Here is a 13,925-nt window from a genome sequence, read left to right as displayed (position 1 = left end):
CGGTGTGCCGCTCCCCCTGTCCTCGATACCTGAGAGATTCAGCCCCCGGCATCGCCCGGGGCCTTGCTCCTTCGGTGCGTCACGTCGGTGACGGCTCTCCAGACGGCGTTGGTGGTGTGCAGTACGGGACCTGAGCGTTCATGGGAGTTTGCGCCTTCGGTGGCCGGACAGGTCCGGCACTCTCCTGCAGGGCGTTGCCGCCTTCACCCGTTGCGACCGGCCTTTCCGGCCGATGCGGGGTGTTGGCGACACCGCACGGGCGGAATGTAGGGTGGACCGGTTCTGGCGTCCAATGCATTGGATGATGGTTGAGCATGAGGCCAATGCATCAATCTTCAGGACGCCATCGCACGCCACGACGTGCGCCGGGCCATTGCCCGGCTCGGGCCTTGTTTCTATGCTTCGCGCCATGTCGACATGCTCCACCCGGGTCGCCGCGAAGTGCCTGGCCGTCACCTGGGCCTGCGCGCTGCCCTGGGCCGCGCAGGCCTTGCAGTGTCCGGAGATGCCGAAGCAGGCCTCGCGTGATGCGGAGGTCGAGGTGCGGGTCGGCGTGCGCTTGCTGGGCGATGCGAAGGGGCCGGAACTGGAGGCGCGGGCGCGCCAGCTGACGACCGACCTGATGGGGCGCCTGCCGCGCGCCGACCGGGTCTATCTGGAGCAGATGCTGTTTGCCGCCTATTGCAGCGCCGTGCGCGACAACGCGGCACTGACCGAGGGCGAGCGCGAAGCTCGGGTGCTGGCCTATCGGCGGGAGATGCAGAAGGCGCTGGGCGACGGCGCCGTGCCGGCCGCCGTCGATCCGCGCGACAAGGCACGCGCCGAACTCGCACGGCTGCCGGTGCCCTACACGGGCGCGGCGTTCCACCGGGCCATCCGGGACGGTGACCTGAAGGTGGTGCGCCTGTTCATCGCCGCCGGCATGGACCTGGAGGTCCGCAACCCCGACACCTGGCGCCCCTTGCAGGCGGCGGTGTTCCATGAGCAATGGGCCGTGGTCGATGCCCTGATCGATGCCGGTGCGGCACCGGCCGGCGGTGCCCTGGCGCAGCTGGGCGCCCGTGGCGACCTGGCGCGTGTCAAGCGTCTGCTGGCCCGCCGGCCCGCCAAGGAGGAGATCGACGCCGCCTGGGTGCTGGCCGCGTCCTATGCGCAGACGGAGGCTGCCCAGCTGATGCGCGAACGTGGCGCCGACCCGGTACGGCTCGGGCCGCAGGCCGTGCTGCGCGTGGCCGTGCGCAACGGGGAAGACGCCGAATCGCTGCGGGCGCTGGAGGTGCTGGCCGCCCAGGGCGTGCCGATCGACCAGGCCGACGATGACGGCTGGACGCCGCTGATGCAGGCGGTGACCCGGGGCAAGCCCCGCGTCGTCGCGACGCTGCTGCGCCTGGGCGCCGACCCGAACAAGGTTTGCCCGTGCAGCGGCTACGGCGATGGCCTGATGACGCCGCTGCTGCTGGCGTCGATGCAGGACGCCGACGACGTCATCGCGCCGCTGCTGGACGCCGGTGCGCGCCCCGACGCCACCAACGCGCGCGGCCGCAGCGCGCTGCACCTGATGCTGGACAAGGGCACCCGCACGCCGGCACCGGTGCTGCTGCTGCTGGACCGTGGCGTGCCGGTCGACACGCCCGACGCCGACGGCGTGACACCGCTGATGCACGCCGCCGAGAACGCCCAGGCGCCCGTCGTGCGCGCCCTGCTGGACCGAGGCGCACGACCCGCCGCACACACGCCGGCCGGCCGCACGCCGCTGGCCTTCGCGGCGGTCCGCGACCGCGACGACAACGCCACCTTGCTGATCGACGCAGGCGCGCCGGTCGACGCCCGGACCCAGGACGGCCGCACGGTGCTGGCCTATGCCGTACGCCGCTACGCCACCGACACGGTGCGCCTGCTGCTGCAACGCGGCGCCCGCCCCGACCTGCCCGATCGCGACGGCCTGACACCCCTGGACCACGCCCGCGCGCTGACCGACGGCGACGCCCGCCGCGCCATCATCCGACTGCTGGAGAACGCTGCCCGATGAACACACGCCTTCCAGCCGCACGCCGGCTCTTCATGCGGGTTGCAGGGCCCCTGCTGGTCATGCTGGCCACGCTGCCCGCCCATGCGCTCGACTGCCCCGAACCGCCCCGCCAGACCCAGAAGGACTGGGACGTCGACGTGCAGGCCGAAGTCGGCCGCATCGGCCCGGTGCGCGGCGCCGAACTGCGCACGAAGGTGCGGTCGGTGACGCACGACCTGATGTCCAGGATGCCGGGCGCAGACAAGCTCTACCTCGAACAGATGATGTTCTCGGCCTACTGCAGCGCGCTGCGCGACGACCACAACATGGCCGAAGGCGCCAAGGCCCGGCAGATCCTCGACTACCGGCGCGAGCTGCAGCGGGCGTTGAAGGTGAAGTGACGTCCGCCGCGAGCCGGCGATGAACGCCGAGGACCACCCGACCATGCCCACGCCCCCAACGCGAACGAACACCGATGCACGAACACTTCCGCCCCGTCGCTCTTGAACACGCGAGCCGCCTGATCAACCACGGCCCGACCGTCCTGGTGACCAGCGCGGCCGGCACGCAACGCAACGTGATGGCCGCCGCCTGGTCGATGCCGGTGGAGTTCACGCCGCCGCGCATCGCCGTCGTCATCGACAAGAACACCCACACCCGCCAGCTGATCCTGGCCAGCGGCGCCTTCGGCCTGTGCATCCCCGGCGCCGGCCTGGCCGACCTCACCTATGCCGTCGGCAGCACCAGCGGCCGCGACATCGACAAGTTCGCCCGCCACGCCATCGACGCCCGCCCGGGCCCCGTCCTGGGCATGCCGATGATCGAGTCCGGCTGCGCCGCCTGGCTCGAATGCCGCCTGATCCGCGAGCCCCACACCGAGGACGCCTACGACACCTGCTTCGCCGAAGTCGTCGCCGCCGCCGCCGACGAACGCATCTTCAGCCAGGGCCACTGGTCCATCCGCGACGACAACGCGGCGCTGCACACGCTGCACCACCTGGGCGCCGGGCTGTTCGCGTGTGCGGCGGGGACGGTGCGGGCCCAGCCGGTCGCCTGACGCTCGGGATTACCCCAAACCCACCGAAGGAACTCCGCCGGGCGTGACCGACTCTCTCCGGGCGCGTTGTCTGTTCGATCGGCCCTTACGCCCGCAGGGAGACCCATGGACGCCATCAACCCCTACGACCTGAGGCCCTGGGTGGGCCAGTACGGTCCCCACATCCAGGCCGAACTGCCGCCACCCCGGCACGCCAGCCTGCCCGCCATGGCCGAGGCGGCCTGCGGCCGTTTCGCGGACCGCACGGCCTTCACGACGGTCATGCCCAACGGCATGTACGGCGCCCTGACCTACCGCGAGGTCCAGCACAGGAGCGACCAGTTCGCGCGTTACCTGCGGGCGGTGCTGGGCCTGGCGGCCGGCGACCGTGTGGCGATCCAGATGCCCAACACCCTCGCCTACCCGGTCGTGCTGCTGGGCGTGCTGAAGGCCGGCTGCGTGGCGGTGAACACCAACCCGCTCTACACGGCGCGCGAGATGGCGCACCAGTTCAAGGACAGCGGCGCCAAGGCGATCGTCATCGTCGACCTGTTCACCGACAAGCTCGAAGAGGCGCTGCCGCAGACCGACATCGCCCATGTCGTCATCACCCGGGTGCCCGAGTTCTTCCCGCCGGTGGTCGGGCCGATCGTGCATGCGGTGATGAAGTACTGGAACCGGCAGGTGCCGGCGCATGGCCTGAAGGCCACGTCGCTGCCGGACGCGCTGGCGCAGGGTGCCGCTGCGGGTGGTGAGGTGCACGGCTACTGGCGCGACCTGGGCCACGACAGCCTCGCGCTGCTGCAGTACACCGGCGGCACCACCGGCGTGGCCAAGGGCGCGATGCTGACGCACGGCAACCTGCTGTGGAACGTGGCGCAGATGCGCTCGATGTGCGAGAGCCACCTGTCAGAAGGAACCGAGGTGGTGCTGACCGCCCTGCCGCTCTATCACATCTTCGCCTTCACGGTGAACTTCCTGTGCATGTTCGATGCCGGTGCCAGCAACGTGCTGGTGCCCAGCCCGCGGCCGGTGCAGAACCTGCAGCGCGCGATCGAGAACCACGGCATCACCTGGATGACCGGCGTCAACACGCTCTACAACGCGCTGCTCGGCGAGGAGTGGTTCACCGCCTACCCGCCGAAGAGCCTGAAGGCCGCGGGTGGCGGCGGTGCGGCCATGCACCACGCCGTGGTGGAGCGTTTCGAGCAGGTCACCGGCGCGCCGCTGGTGGAGGGCTACGGCCTGACCGAGAGTTCGCCGGTGGTGTGCTTCCAGCCGCTGAACGCGAAGCGCCATCGCGACAGCATCGGCATCCCGGCACCGATGACCGACGTGCGCCTGGTCGACGACCAGGGCCTGCCGGTGGCCGTGGGCCAGCCCGGCGAACTGCTGCTGCGCGGGCCACAGGTGATGCAGGGCTACTGGCAGCAGCCGGCGGCGACGGCCGAGGTGCTGCGCGATGGCTGGCTCGCGACCGGTGACGTGGCGGTGATGGACGCCGAGGGCACGTTCCGGATCGTCGACCGCAAGAAGGACATGGTCCTCGTCAGCGGCTTCAACGTCTATCCGAACGAGGTCGAGGATGCGCTGACCCGCCACGACGGCGTGCTCGAGGCTGCCGTGATCGGCGTGCCCGATGCGAAGACCGGCGAGGCGGTGCGGGCCTGCGTGGTGCGGCGCGACGAGACGCTGACCGCCGAGGCGCTCACCGCCCACTGCCGCAGCCTGCTGGCCGGCTACAAGGTGCCGGCGCACATCGAGTTCCGCGACGAGCTGCCCAAGACCCCCGTCGGCAAGATCCTGCGGCGCGAGCTGCGCGCGCAGGTGCTGGCCACCTGGCAGACCCCGACGAAAGGCTGATCCACCATGCTGTCGGAAACCGAAACCCGCCTGCTCGGCGTGATGATGATGGTCATCATGCTCGGCATGGGCGCGAGCCTGACCTTCAAGGACTTCGCGATCGCGCTGCGCAAGCCGGCCGGCGTCGGCATCGGCCTGGTCACGACCTATGTGCTGACCCCCATGCTGGGCTACACGCTCGCGATGCTGCTGAACCTGCCGCCGGCCTATGCGGTGGGCCTGATCCTGATGGCCTGCCTGCCCGGCGGCACGACCAGCAACATCTTCAACTACTTCAGCAAGGGCGTGCTGAGCCTGTCGATCCTGATGACGGTGGTGTCGACGCTGTTCGCGGTGGTGCTGGTGCCTCTCACGCTGGGCATCTTCTCCGCCGGCATCGACGGCGAGTGGCAGATCCCGCCGGGCAACGTCGCGCAGGTGCTGTTCCTGCTGCTGGTGCCCACGCTGATCGGCATGCTGCTGCGCAAGTGGAATGCCAATGTCGGCGCCGTGATCGAGATGGTCGGCGGCGCGCTGGGCATCGTCGTGATCCTGTTCCTGATGATCAGCTGGGTGCCGCGCAACCACATGCTGCTGGCGACGACGCCGTGGCAGGTGTACTTCGGCGCGATCGGACTGGGCGTGTTCGGCTTCGGCGTGGGTTATGCCTTCGCCCGCCTGGTGCGCCAGGACCGGCGCCGCGCCCGAACGATCGCGCTGGAGACCGGCATCCAGAACGGCCCGCTGGGCGTGCTGATCGTGCTGCTGACCTTCACCGGCACGCAGCAGCAGGAGGTGCTGCTGATCCCGGTGCTGTACTCGCTGTTCATCGTGCTGACCTCGAGCGCGGTGACGGTCTGGTTCCGTCGCCTGACCCTGCGCGAGGAGCTGGCCCGGGACGCCGCGAAGATCGGCGCGCTCGCCCGGGCCTGAGCGGCCCGGCGACCCGGGCCCGCGACGTTCAGCCCGGCGTCGGATCGGCCGGGCGGACGCTCACCTCGACCGTCGGCGCGCCGTCGCCCTCGGTCGGCGGGACCGGGCGCGGCACGTGCAGCAGCGTGGTGTCGGGGTGCAGCACGAACTCGATCTGCAGGCCGGTCAGCACCAGGTCCACCCGCGCGGTCAACGTGACCGGGCCATCGATGATCGGGCGGGCGCGCAATTCCTCGGCCGCAAGCGCCAGCATGTCGCGCATCTGCCCGATCGCCTCGCGGGTGGCGGCAGCACTGGCGCGGTCACCCAGCTCGGCGGCCTTGCGCCGGGTGGCCAACACGGCGTCACCAGCCTGGCTGGCAACGTTGCCGGCGCCGTCCTTGACCGTTTCGGCGACCTTGGCGGCGGAATGGGTCAGGTGTCCGCCGAGTTCCTTGATGCGATCCAGCATGGGAATGATCCTTTCGCTGTCTGCAGGGTGTTGGGGTCGGCGGAGTTTGCCTTTGCGGGCGCCGCCGGTCATCAGTCGCGGCAGACCGCCTTGCGGATGCCGCCGACCACCTTCAGGCGGATGTCGCTGCTGGGCCTGACGCGGCAGGCCAGCCTCGCCGAACCCGTCAAGCACAGGCCCGATGCACGGGCGGCCATTCGGCCATCGGTTGAAACCGCCGCATGACCCCGCCTTTCGCATCCGACACCTCACGCACGCTCGACACGCTGCTGCGTGCAACCCCCGTCCATCGCAGCGGCCCCAGGCGTTGCCCCGTTCCCAGACCGATGAGCTAGATCGCCGCCTTCGGCTGCGGGATGCGCCAGCTCCGGCCGGCGGACGCTCAGGCCTGCGGGTACAGGCCGCGGACCTGGCCGAACAGGCGCGTCAGGCCCAGCAGCGCGTCGATGTTGGGCGTGGGCTGGCCCAGCCGCTGGCCGATCTCGCGCACGGCGCAGACGAGGGCATCGAGCTCGATCGCCCGGCCCGCGTCGACGTCCTGGAGCATCGAGGTGCGGAAGGCGCCCAGCCTGGCCGTCACCGCATGCCGGTCCTCGGGACTCTGCGTGATCGGGCAGCCGATGCGCGCGCCGATCGCGGCGGCTTCCTGCATGGCGGCCGAGCAGAAGCCGCGCACCAGCGGGTCGGCCAGCACCCGGTCGATGGTCGCGCCGGTGATGGCGCTCACGGGGTTCATCGTCATGTTTCCCCAGAGCTTGTACCAAATGTCGTAGCGGACGTTGTCGCTGTGCGTGACGTCGAATCCGGCACCGGACAGCAGGTCGGCCACGGCCTGCGCACGGGCGCTGCGGCCACCGGCAGGTTCACCGACGATGAGCCCTTGGCCCATCTTGTGCAGCACCCGCCCCGGTTCGCTCACGGAGGTGCTGGCATGCACGACGCAGCCCAGCACCTGGCCAGGGTCGATCACGGCGGCGATGCGACCGCCCGGGTCGACCGATGACAGGGGCATGTCGCCGATGCCCGGGATGCCGGAGCAGAACCACCAGGGCACGCCGTTCATCGCCGGCAGCACCCACGTGTCCGGGCCGATCAGGGCGCGGGCATCCTCGACAGCCGCCGCCAGGGCGGGGCCCTTGACCGCGAGCACGACGAGGTCCTGCACCCCCAGGTCTGCCGCCCGATCGGTGGCCGTTGCCGGCACCGTCACGAGCCCGCCGGCGGTGTCCAGACGCCAGCCCTGCGTGCGCAGGGCCTGCAGCGTCGCACCACGCGCCAGCGCGCTGACGGCACAGGCTCCGGCGGCGGCCAGGCGGGTGCCGATGAATCCGCCGATCGCACCGGCGCCCACGAGGGTCACGCGCATCGGGGCGGCAGGTGCGTCAGCGTTTCCGTCAACACGTCCATCAACGTGCGGGGTGCGGCTCCGGGCATCGGGCATGGCGTTGTCCTCAATCGATCTTGATGTCAGCCTTCCTGGCCAGTCTGCCGTAACGCTCGACCTCGCTGCGGAAGAACTGCACGGACGCTTCCGGCGTCATCGGGTTGATGATGTTCTGCTGCCGCGTCATCGCGTCGCGGGTCTCGGGATCGTTGAAGGTGGCCACGAAGACGGCATGCAGCTTCTGCACCTCGGCCGGTGGCAGCCTGGCCGGCGCGACGACGGCGAACCAGCCGCCGACCTCGATATCCGGGAAGCCTTGTTCGGCCATCGTGGGCAGGTCGGGCAAGGCCGGCACACGTTGCTTGCCGGTCATCCCGATCGCCCGCAGGGCACCGGACTTGAGGTGCGGGAGCGCCACGTTGACGGCCACCACACCCATCTCGACCTGACCGCCGATGATGTCCGCCACCATCGGCCCGGCGCCCTTGTAGGGGATGTGCCGCACGTCCGCGCCCAGCGCGTCCACGACCATCTCGCCGGCCAGGTGCAGGATGGTGCCGTTGCCCGACGACGCGTAGTTGTAGGCACCGGGCCTGGCCTTCAGGAAGGCCTGCAGTTCCTTGGCATTCCGGGCCGGCACGCGGGCCGGGTTGACGACCAGCACGAAGGGCGTCTCGCCGATCACCGCGATGGGCGTGATGTCGGCCAGCGTGTCGTACGGCATCTTCTTGTAGACGCTGGGGTTGACCGCGTGGTTGTTCGACACCACCGCGAGGGTGTTGCCGTCGGGGGCGGCCTTGACCAGCGTGCTGGTGCCGGTCAGACCGCCGGCCCCTGCCAGGTTCTCGATCACCACGGCGCGACCGCCCAGCGCACGGCCCAGGGCCGGACCGGCCGCCCGCACCTGCGTGTCGAGGCCGGAGCCGGCCCCGGCCGGGATGATGATCTTCAGCGGTCCATCGGCGGCACGGGCCAGGGTTGCGGCCAGCGACAAGGTGGCGGCCAGTGCGGCGCGGCGGGTGAAGGAAGTCATCGTCTTTGTCTCCGTGGTCTTTGTGTCTTGGGGTCTTGGGGTCTTGAACCGGGCCCGCTCGATCAAGCCGGGCGGGACAGGAACTCGTCGTTGTGCTCGCCCACGCGCGGCAGCGGGCTGCGCACGCCCAGGCGCCGTCCGCCCATCAGCAGCGGCAGCAGCACGACCTGGGTCGTGTCGCCGTCGTCGGTGGTCATGGGCACCAGTCCACCGCTGGCCAGCAGGTGCGGGTCCTGCACCAGCTGGTCGGGCCGCGTGATGGGGGCGTAGGGGATGCCGGCGGCCTCCAGCTGCGGCGCCAGGTCGTGGGTGCGGTGATGGCGCAGGCGCTCGCCCAGACGCTGCAGCAGCGCGGGCCGCACGTCGACGCGGCTGGCGTTGGTCGCCAGCGCCGGATCGCTGGCCAGGTCGTCGGCACCCAGCACGCGGCACAGGGCCTGGAACTGCTTGTCGCTGACGGCCCCGATGAACAACTGCTCGTCATCGGCCAGCGTGAACACGTCGTAGACGCTCCAGGCCGACACGCGCGCCGGCATCGGCGGCGGCTTGTCGCCGGTCATCAGGAACTGCTGCAGGTGCTGGGACGACAGCAGCGCGCAGTTCTCGAACAGGGCGCTCTGCACCTCCTGGCCGCGGCCGGTGCCCGACACGGGATGGTCACGCTCGCGCAGCGCCGCCAGCACGCCGATGGCGCCGAACATGCCGCCCATGATGTCGTTGACCGAGGTGCCGGCACGCAGCGGCCGACCCGGCGGCCCGGTCATGTACGACAGCCCGCCCATCATCTGGACGACCTCGTCGAGCGCCAGGCGGTTCTCGTACGGGCCGGGCAGGAAGCCCTTGTGCGAGACGTAGATCAGGCCGGGCTGGTCGCGGCTCAGGCTCGCGTGGTCCAGGCCCAGCGAGGCCATCAGGCCGGGCCGGAAGTTCTCCAGCACCACGTCGCAGGTCCGCACCAGCGCCATGGCGGCGTCACGACCTTGCGGCGTGTGGATGTCCAGCTCGACGCTCTTCTTGTTGCGGTTGAAGCTGCGGAAGAAGCCCACGCCCAGGCCCGGCAGCTGGCGTGTCCGATCGCCGCCCGGGGGCTCGACCTTGATGACCTCGGCGCCCAGGTCGGCCAGGATCATTCCGCAAGTCGGGCCCATCACCATGTGGGTGAACTCGACGACGCGCACGCCTTCAAGGGGAAGGCCAGTGCTGGTTTCAACGTTCATCGTGGATGTCCTGTTCAGTGGGCGGTGCCGATGTGCAGCGCGCGCAGTTGCTCGAAGGTGACGATGTGTCCGGCCACTGCGCTGGCCGCCACGGTGGCCGGGCTCGCCAGCCAGACCTGGCCGGGGCCGGAGCGGCCGGGGAAGTTGCGGTTGATGGCACTGACGGTGACCTGGTCGGCACGCTCGGACACGCCGGGGCCGGCATTCACGCAGGCGCCGCAGCCGGGCTCGATCAGTTCCACGCCCGCCTGGGCAAAGGTCTTGAGGAAGCCGTGGGCCACGCAGTGCTCGCGCACGTCCTGGCTGCCCACCTGCACGATCAGCCGGGTGCCGTCGGCGACCCGAAGGCCCTGCCCCACCGCCCAGGCCAGCACGTCGTGCATCTGCGCCAGGTCCTCGCGCTTGCCGCCGGTGCACGAGCCGCCATAGGCGATGTCGACCCGGACCGGCTCGGCCAGCTCGCCCACCGCGATGCCGCGCCCGGGATCGCCCGGCTGGGCCAGCATGGGCTGCAGCGTCGAGCAGTCCACCGCGAGGGTGTGGGCTACCTCGGCCCCGGCGTCGCTGTGCATCCAGTCCTCGATGAGCACGTCCACGCCCCGCCGTTCACGCAGGAAGCGGCGGGTCTCGTCGTCGGGTGCGACGATGCCGGTGAAGCCGCCCATCTCGGCCACCATGTTGGTCAGCGTGGCCCGTTCATCGGTGGACATCGAACGGATCGCGCTGCCGCAGAACTCGAAGATCTGGCCGATCGCCTGGCCGTCTCGGATGTAGGGCAGGCGCAGCAGGTGCAGCGCCACGTCCTTGGCCGCCACGCCGGTTGCCAGCCGGCCGTCGAGCTGCACGCGCAGCGTCCTGGGCACCTGCAGGCGCACCTCGGCCGACATCCAGGCCACGGCCATCTCGGTCGAGCCGACACCAAACGCAAAGGCGCCCAGGGCCCCGCAATGCGGCGTGTGCGAATCGGTGCCGATGGCCACCTGACCGGGCAGCACGTAACGCTCGGCCATGATCGAGTGGCTGATGCCTTCGGAGCCTTCGCGGTCCTTCAGGAAGCCGTGCAGCCGCAGGTCGTGCCGTTCGCAGAACTGCTGCTGGTAGCGCGACATCGCCTGCGCCAGGTCGAGCATGCCCAGCTTGCGCCGCTCTTCGGGCATCGCCCGGTGGATGAAGGTCAGGTGGTCGGAGAACACGACCACGCCGTCGCGGTCCTTGATCACCACACCCTCGGGCATCTCGCGCTCGATGGCGTTGATGGCCAGCGGCGAGCTGTACTCGTGCGCATAGCGCCAGTCGGTGCGGACGAACACGGCATCGCCCGCTCGCACTGGCCGCACGGGCCGCCCGCCCGAGGCCCGGGCGATGATCTTCTCGGCATAGGTCATCGGCCGCGACACGGCCGGGCGTTCGGGCACCGACCAGCCCTCGGCGCGGGCCCGCATCAGCTTGAACAGCCCGCCACGACGGATCAGCTCGGCGGTCACCTCGTCCTCGCCGCGCGTGAACTCCTCCAGAGGGATTGCCTCGCCCCGGCGGATGCGCTCGATCAGCCCGAAGTCGGTCGACGTGAGCAGGCCCAGGTTGCGGCAGTTCTGCCGGTAGATGCGCTCGAAGCTCTCGGCGATCACCAGCCGGATGCCGGCACACCATTCGGCATACGGACTGGCCTCGCGCGACGAGCCCTTGCCGTAGCGACGGCCCGCCACGGTGATGCCGAAACCACCGGCCTTCACGCTGCGCGCCACCAGGGGCGTGCGGTCGCCGCACCTGACGCCCAGGTAGGGGTAGTCGCCCAGCGTCTCGTCGAAGTGGTAGCAGATCCAGGTGGGCGAGATCTCGTCGGTCGAGATGTCGGTGCGCAAGGCACCGGCCTCGGCCAGGCTCAGGTCCTCGCCTCGCAGTTGGCGCTCCACGACGGCCGGGTCCTGCGACAGGAACAGCACGCGCCCATCGAATCGCACGGCAGGATGACTCATCGCGCCGCTCCTTCAGGCCGCTGCACGGGCCGCCACGAAGGTCCTGGGCAGCCCTGCGCGCCACAACGCGCCGTGCATCGGCTCGCCCGCGATCCAGCCGGCGACCCGCTCGCGCAGCGCCAGCAAGGCGGCCACGTCGATGCCGGTGTCATGGCCCATCGCTTCGAGCATGAAGGCCAGGTCTTCGGTCGACGCATTGCCGCTGGCGCCCGGTGCGTGGGGGCAGCCACCGATGCCGGCCAGCGAGGCGTCGAAGCGGCGCACGCCGAGTTGCAAGGCGGCCAGCACGTTGGCCAGCGCGAGGCCGCGGGTGTCGTGGAAATGGCCGCACCAGAAGCGGTCGCCCGCCAGCTTCAGCGCCTGCTCGAACAGGCGGCTGACGCCGGCAGGGTCGGCATAGCCCACCGTGTCGGCCAGGCTGACCCGGTCGGCCCCGGCATCGAGCAAGGCCTGCAGCAGCCGCAGCACCTCGTCGGGTTCGACGCGACCCTGGATCGTGCAGCCGAAGGCCGTGCCGACACCGCCCTCGATCAAGGTCTTGCGGCCGGACACATCGCGCGCCGCTCGGATTCGACCCACTTCCGCAACGGCTTCGTCAGGCGTCTTGCGCAAGTTGGCCAGGCTGTGCGCATGGCTGGCCGACACGGGCAGCACCATCAGGTCGGCATCGCCGGCCAATGCCGCTTCCGCCCCGCGCAGGTTGGGCACCAGCACCGAGGCCGACAGCCCCGGCACGGTCTTGGCGAAGGCGAGCACCTCGGCGGTGTCGGCCATCTGCGGCAGCAGCCTGGGCGGCACGAAGGAGCCGACTTCGATCTCGCGCTGACCGGCGGCCACGGCGTCCTGGATCCAGGCCAGCTTCTGCGCCGTCCTGATCCTCGTGGCGATGCTCTGCAGGCCATCGCGCAGGCCGACTTCCCGAATCACGACCCGGTCTGCCATCGCTTGTCTCCATCGAATCTGGTGGTGTGGGCGATGGACTGTAGAGTTTCCTCAAACTGTGGAATAGTGGCATTTTGGAAATCGAAATGTCCAATCAGGACATCCACACCCATGTTCGACATCGACTCCAAGACGCTGCGCCTGCTCGTGGCCGCCTGCGACCTGCGCAACATGAAGGAGGCAGCGGCACAGGAACACCTGGAGCCTTCGGCGATCAGCAAGCGCATCGCCCAGCTGGAGGAGCGCCTGGGCACGCCCCTGCTGGTTCGCGGGCGGCGAGGCGTACACCCGACGCCGGCGGGCGAGGCGGTGCTCGAACACGCCCGCAACGTGCTGTTCGCGATCGAGCGAATGCGCACCGACGTCGAGGCCTTCACCGGCGGCGTGCGGGGCCAGGTCACGGTGGCGGCCAGCGCCTCGGCCATCGCCGAACATCTGCCCGATGACCTGGCCGCGTTCATGCGCGAGCCCGAGTTCAGCCAGATCCGCGTCGTCGTCGAGGAGCGGTTCTCGCGCGACGTCATCCGGCTGGTCCGCGAAGGCAGCGCGGCGCTGGGCGTCTGCTGGGACTCGGTCGACTTCGAGGGGCTGGAGCACCTCGCCTATCGCAGCGACGAGCTGGCGGTCGCCGTCCCGGTCGGGCATCCGCTCGCCAGGCGTCGCCGCGTCCGTCTGGCCGACACCCTGCCCTTCGAGCACGTCGGCCTGCCGCCCGCCGCCGCCGCCCACACGATGCTGGCGCGCGCGGCGGTCCAGGCGGGTGGCCAGGTCAACTACCGGGCCATCGTCTCGACCTTCGACGCCTCGTTGCGGGTGGTGGCCTCGGGCCTCGCGCTCAGCATCATTCCGCGCGTGATCGTCGAACGCGCGCGGCCACAGGGGGTGATCAGCATCCGGCTTGACGAGCCCTGGGCGCAACGGCGATTCGCCGTCGCCTTTCGAAGCCCGTCAGCGCTGCAGCCGTCGGCGGCACGGCTGCTGGACTACCTGCACCGGCGCGCCGCCGAGGCCGAGGCCACGGCGTAGCCCTGCCCCTTCATGCCTTGCGCCGCAACGCCTCCGGCGTGCGTGTCGATGCGCTCATCGTCCGCGCTGCCGGGCGC

The 13,925-nt window shown here is 70.5% G+C and carries 13 protein-coding genes and 1 riboswitch; of the genes, 6 read left to right on the top strand and 7 right to left on the bottom strand.

Annotation, left to right across the window (positions count from 1 at the left end; translation table 11 throughout):
* Nucleotides 1-6: 6 nt before the first annotated feature.
* Nucleotides 7-112, bottom strand: a riboswitch (glycine riboswitch).
* Nucleotides 113-409: 297 nt separating this feature from the next.
* The 5 genes from ACWA7K_RS05390 (at nt 410) to ACWA7K_RS05370 (ending at nt 5,819) form a co-directional block, all read left to right on the top strand.
* Nucleotides 410-2,029 carry an ankyrin repeat domain-containing protein gene (locus ACWA7K_RS05390; RefSeq protein WP_456166393.1) on the top strand — a complete coding sequence of 540 codons (1,620 nt, stop codon included), beginning with the start codon at nt 410-412 and terminating at the stop codon, nt 2,027-2,029.
* Nucleotides 2,026-2,409, top strand: coding sequence for a hypothetical protein (locus ACWA7K_RS05385; protein WP_456166391.1), 384 nt, complete (start codon nt 2,026-2,028; stop codon nt 2,407-2,409). The genes ACWA7K_RS05390 and ACWA7K_RS05385 overlap by 4 nt, the downstream gene beginning before the upstream one ends.
* Before the next feature lie 74 nt (nt 2,410-2,483).
* Complete coding sequence (locus tag ACWA7K_RS05380) at nt 2,484-3,065, top strand: flavin reductase family protein (RefSeq protein WP_456166389.1); 582 nt, start codon at nt 2,484-2,486, stop codon at nt 3,063-3,065.
* 105 nt (nt 3,066-3,170) lie between these two features.
* On the top strand, nt 3,171-4,907 hold the full coding sequence (locus ACWA7K_RS05375; RefSeq protein ID WP_456166387.1) for an AMP-binding protein: 1,737 nt from the start codon (nt 3,171-3,173) through the stop codon (nt 4,905-4,907).
* Nucleotides 4,908-4,913: 6 nt separating this feature from the next.
* Entirely contained in the window at nt 4,914-5,819 is a 906-nt protein-coding gene (locus ACWA7K_RS05370) for a bile acid:sodium symporter family protein (RefSeq protein ID WP_456166385.1), read from the top strand.
* A gap of 28 nt (nt 5,820-5,847) precedes the next feature.
* On the opposite strand, the gene ACWA7K_RS05365 is transcribed toward ACWA7K_RS05370, so the two are convergent.
* From ACWA7K_RS05365 to ACWA7K_RS05335, 7 genes are all read right to left on the bottom strand, one after another.
* Nucleotides 5,848-6,270, bottom strand: coding sequence for a hypothetical protein (locus tag ACWA7K_RS05365; RefSeq protein WP_456166383.1), 423 nt, complete (start codon nt 6,268-6,270; stop codon nt 5,848-5,850).
* A gap of 71 nt (nt 6,271-6,341) precedes the next feature.
* Nucleotides 6,342-6,467, bottom strand: a complete 126-nt coding sequence (locus ACWA7K_RS05360) for a hypothetical protein (RefSeq protein ID WP_456166381.1) — start codon at nt 6,465-6,467, stop codon at nt 6,342-6,344.
* Nucleotides 6,468-6,652: 185 nt separating this feature from the next.
* On the bottom strand, nt 6,653-7,636 hold the full coding sequence (locus ACWA7K_RS05355) for a 2-dehydropantoate 2-reductase (RefSeq protein ID WP_456166379.1): 984 nt from the start codon (nt 7,634-7,636) through the stop codon (nt 6,653-6,655).
* An 85-nt stretch (nt 7,637-7,721) separates the two neighbouring features.
* Nucleotides 7,722-8,687, bottom strand: a complete 966-nt coding sequence (locus ACWA7K_RS05350) for a Bug family tripartite tricarboxylate transporter substrate binding protein (RefSeq protein ID WP_456166377.1) — start codon at nt 8,685-8,687, stop codon at nt 7,722-7,724.
* Between the two features lie 62 nt (nt 8,688-8,749).
* Nucleotides 8,750-9,904 carry a CaiB/BaiF CoA transferase family protein gene (locus ACWA7K_RS05345; protein WP_456166375.1) on the bottom strand — a complete coding sequence of 385 codons (1,155 nt, stop codon included), beginning with the start codon at nt 9,902-9,904 and terminating at the stop codon, nt 8,750-8,752.
* A 14-nt stretch (nt 9,905-9,918) separates the two neighbouring features.
* Nucleotides 9,919-11,880, bottom strand: a complete 1,962-nt coding sequence (locus ACWA7K_RS05340) for an aconitase family protein (protein WP_456166373.1) — start codon at nt 11,878-11,880, stop codon at nt 9,919-9,921.
* A 12-nt stretch (nt 11,881-11,892) separates the two neighbouring features.
* Nucleotides 11,893-12,822: a hydroxymethylglutaryl-CoA lyase gene (locus ACWA7K_RS05335; protein WP_456166371.1), complete on the bottom strand. Its 930-nt coding sequence runs from the start codon at nt 12,820-12,822 to the stop codon at nt 11,893-11,895.
* A gap of 111 nt (nt 12,823-12,933) precedes the next feature.
* Between ACWA7K_RS05335 and ACWA7K_RS05330 the strand changes: the two genes are divergently transcribed.
* Nucleotides 12,934-13,848 (top strand): LysR family transcriptional regulator, encoded by a 915-nt coding sequence (locus ACWA7K_RS05330; RefSeq protein WP_456166369.1) that lies wholly within the window; start codon nt 12,934-12,936, stop codon nt 13,846-13,848.
* Nucleotides 13,849-13,925 lie beyond the last annotated feature (77 nt).

It is taken from the genome of Leptothrix mechoopdaensis (SeqCode), from assembly GCF_053893855.1.
Note: the sequence above shows the minus strand (reverse complement) of the source record. Positions and strands in the feature narration are given on the sequence as shown.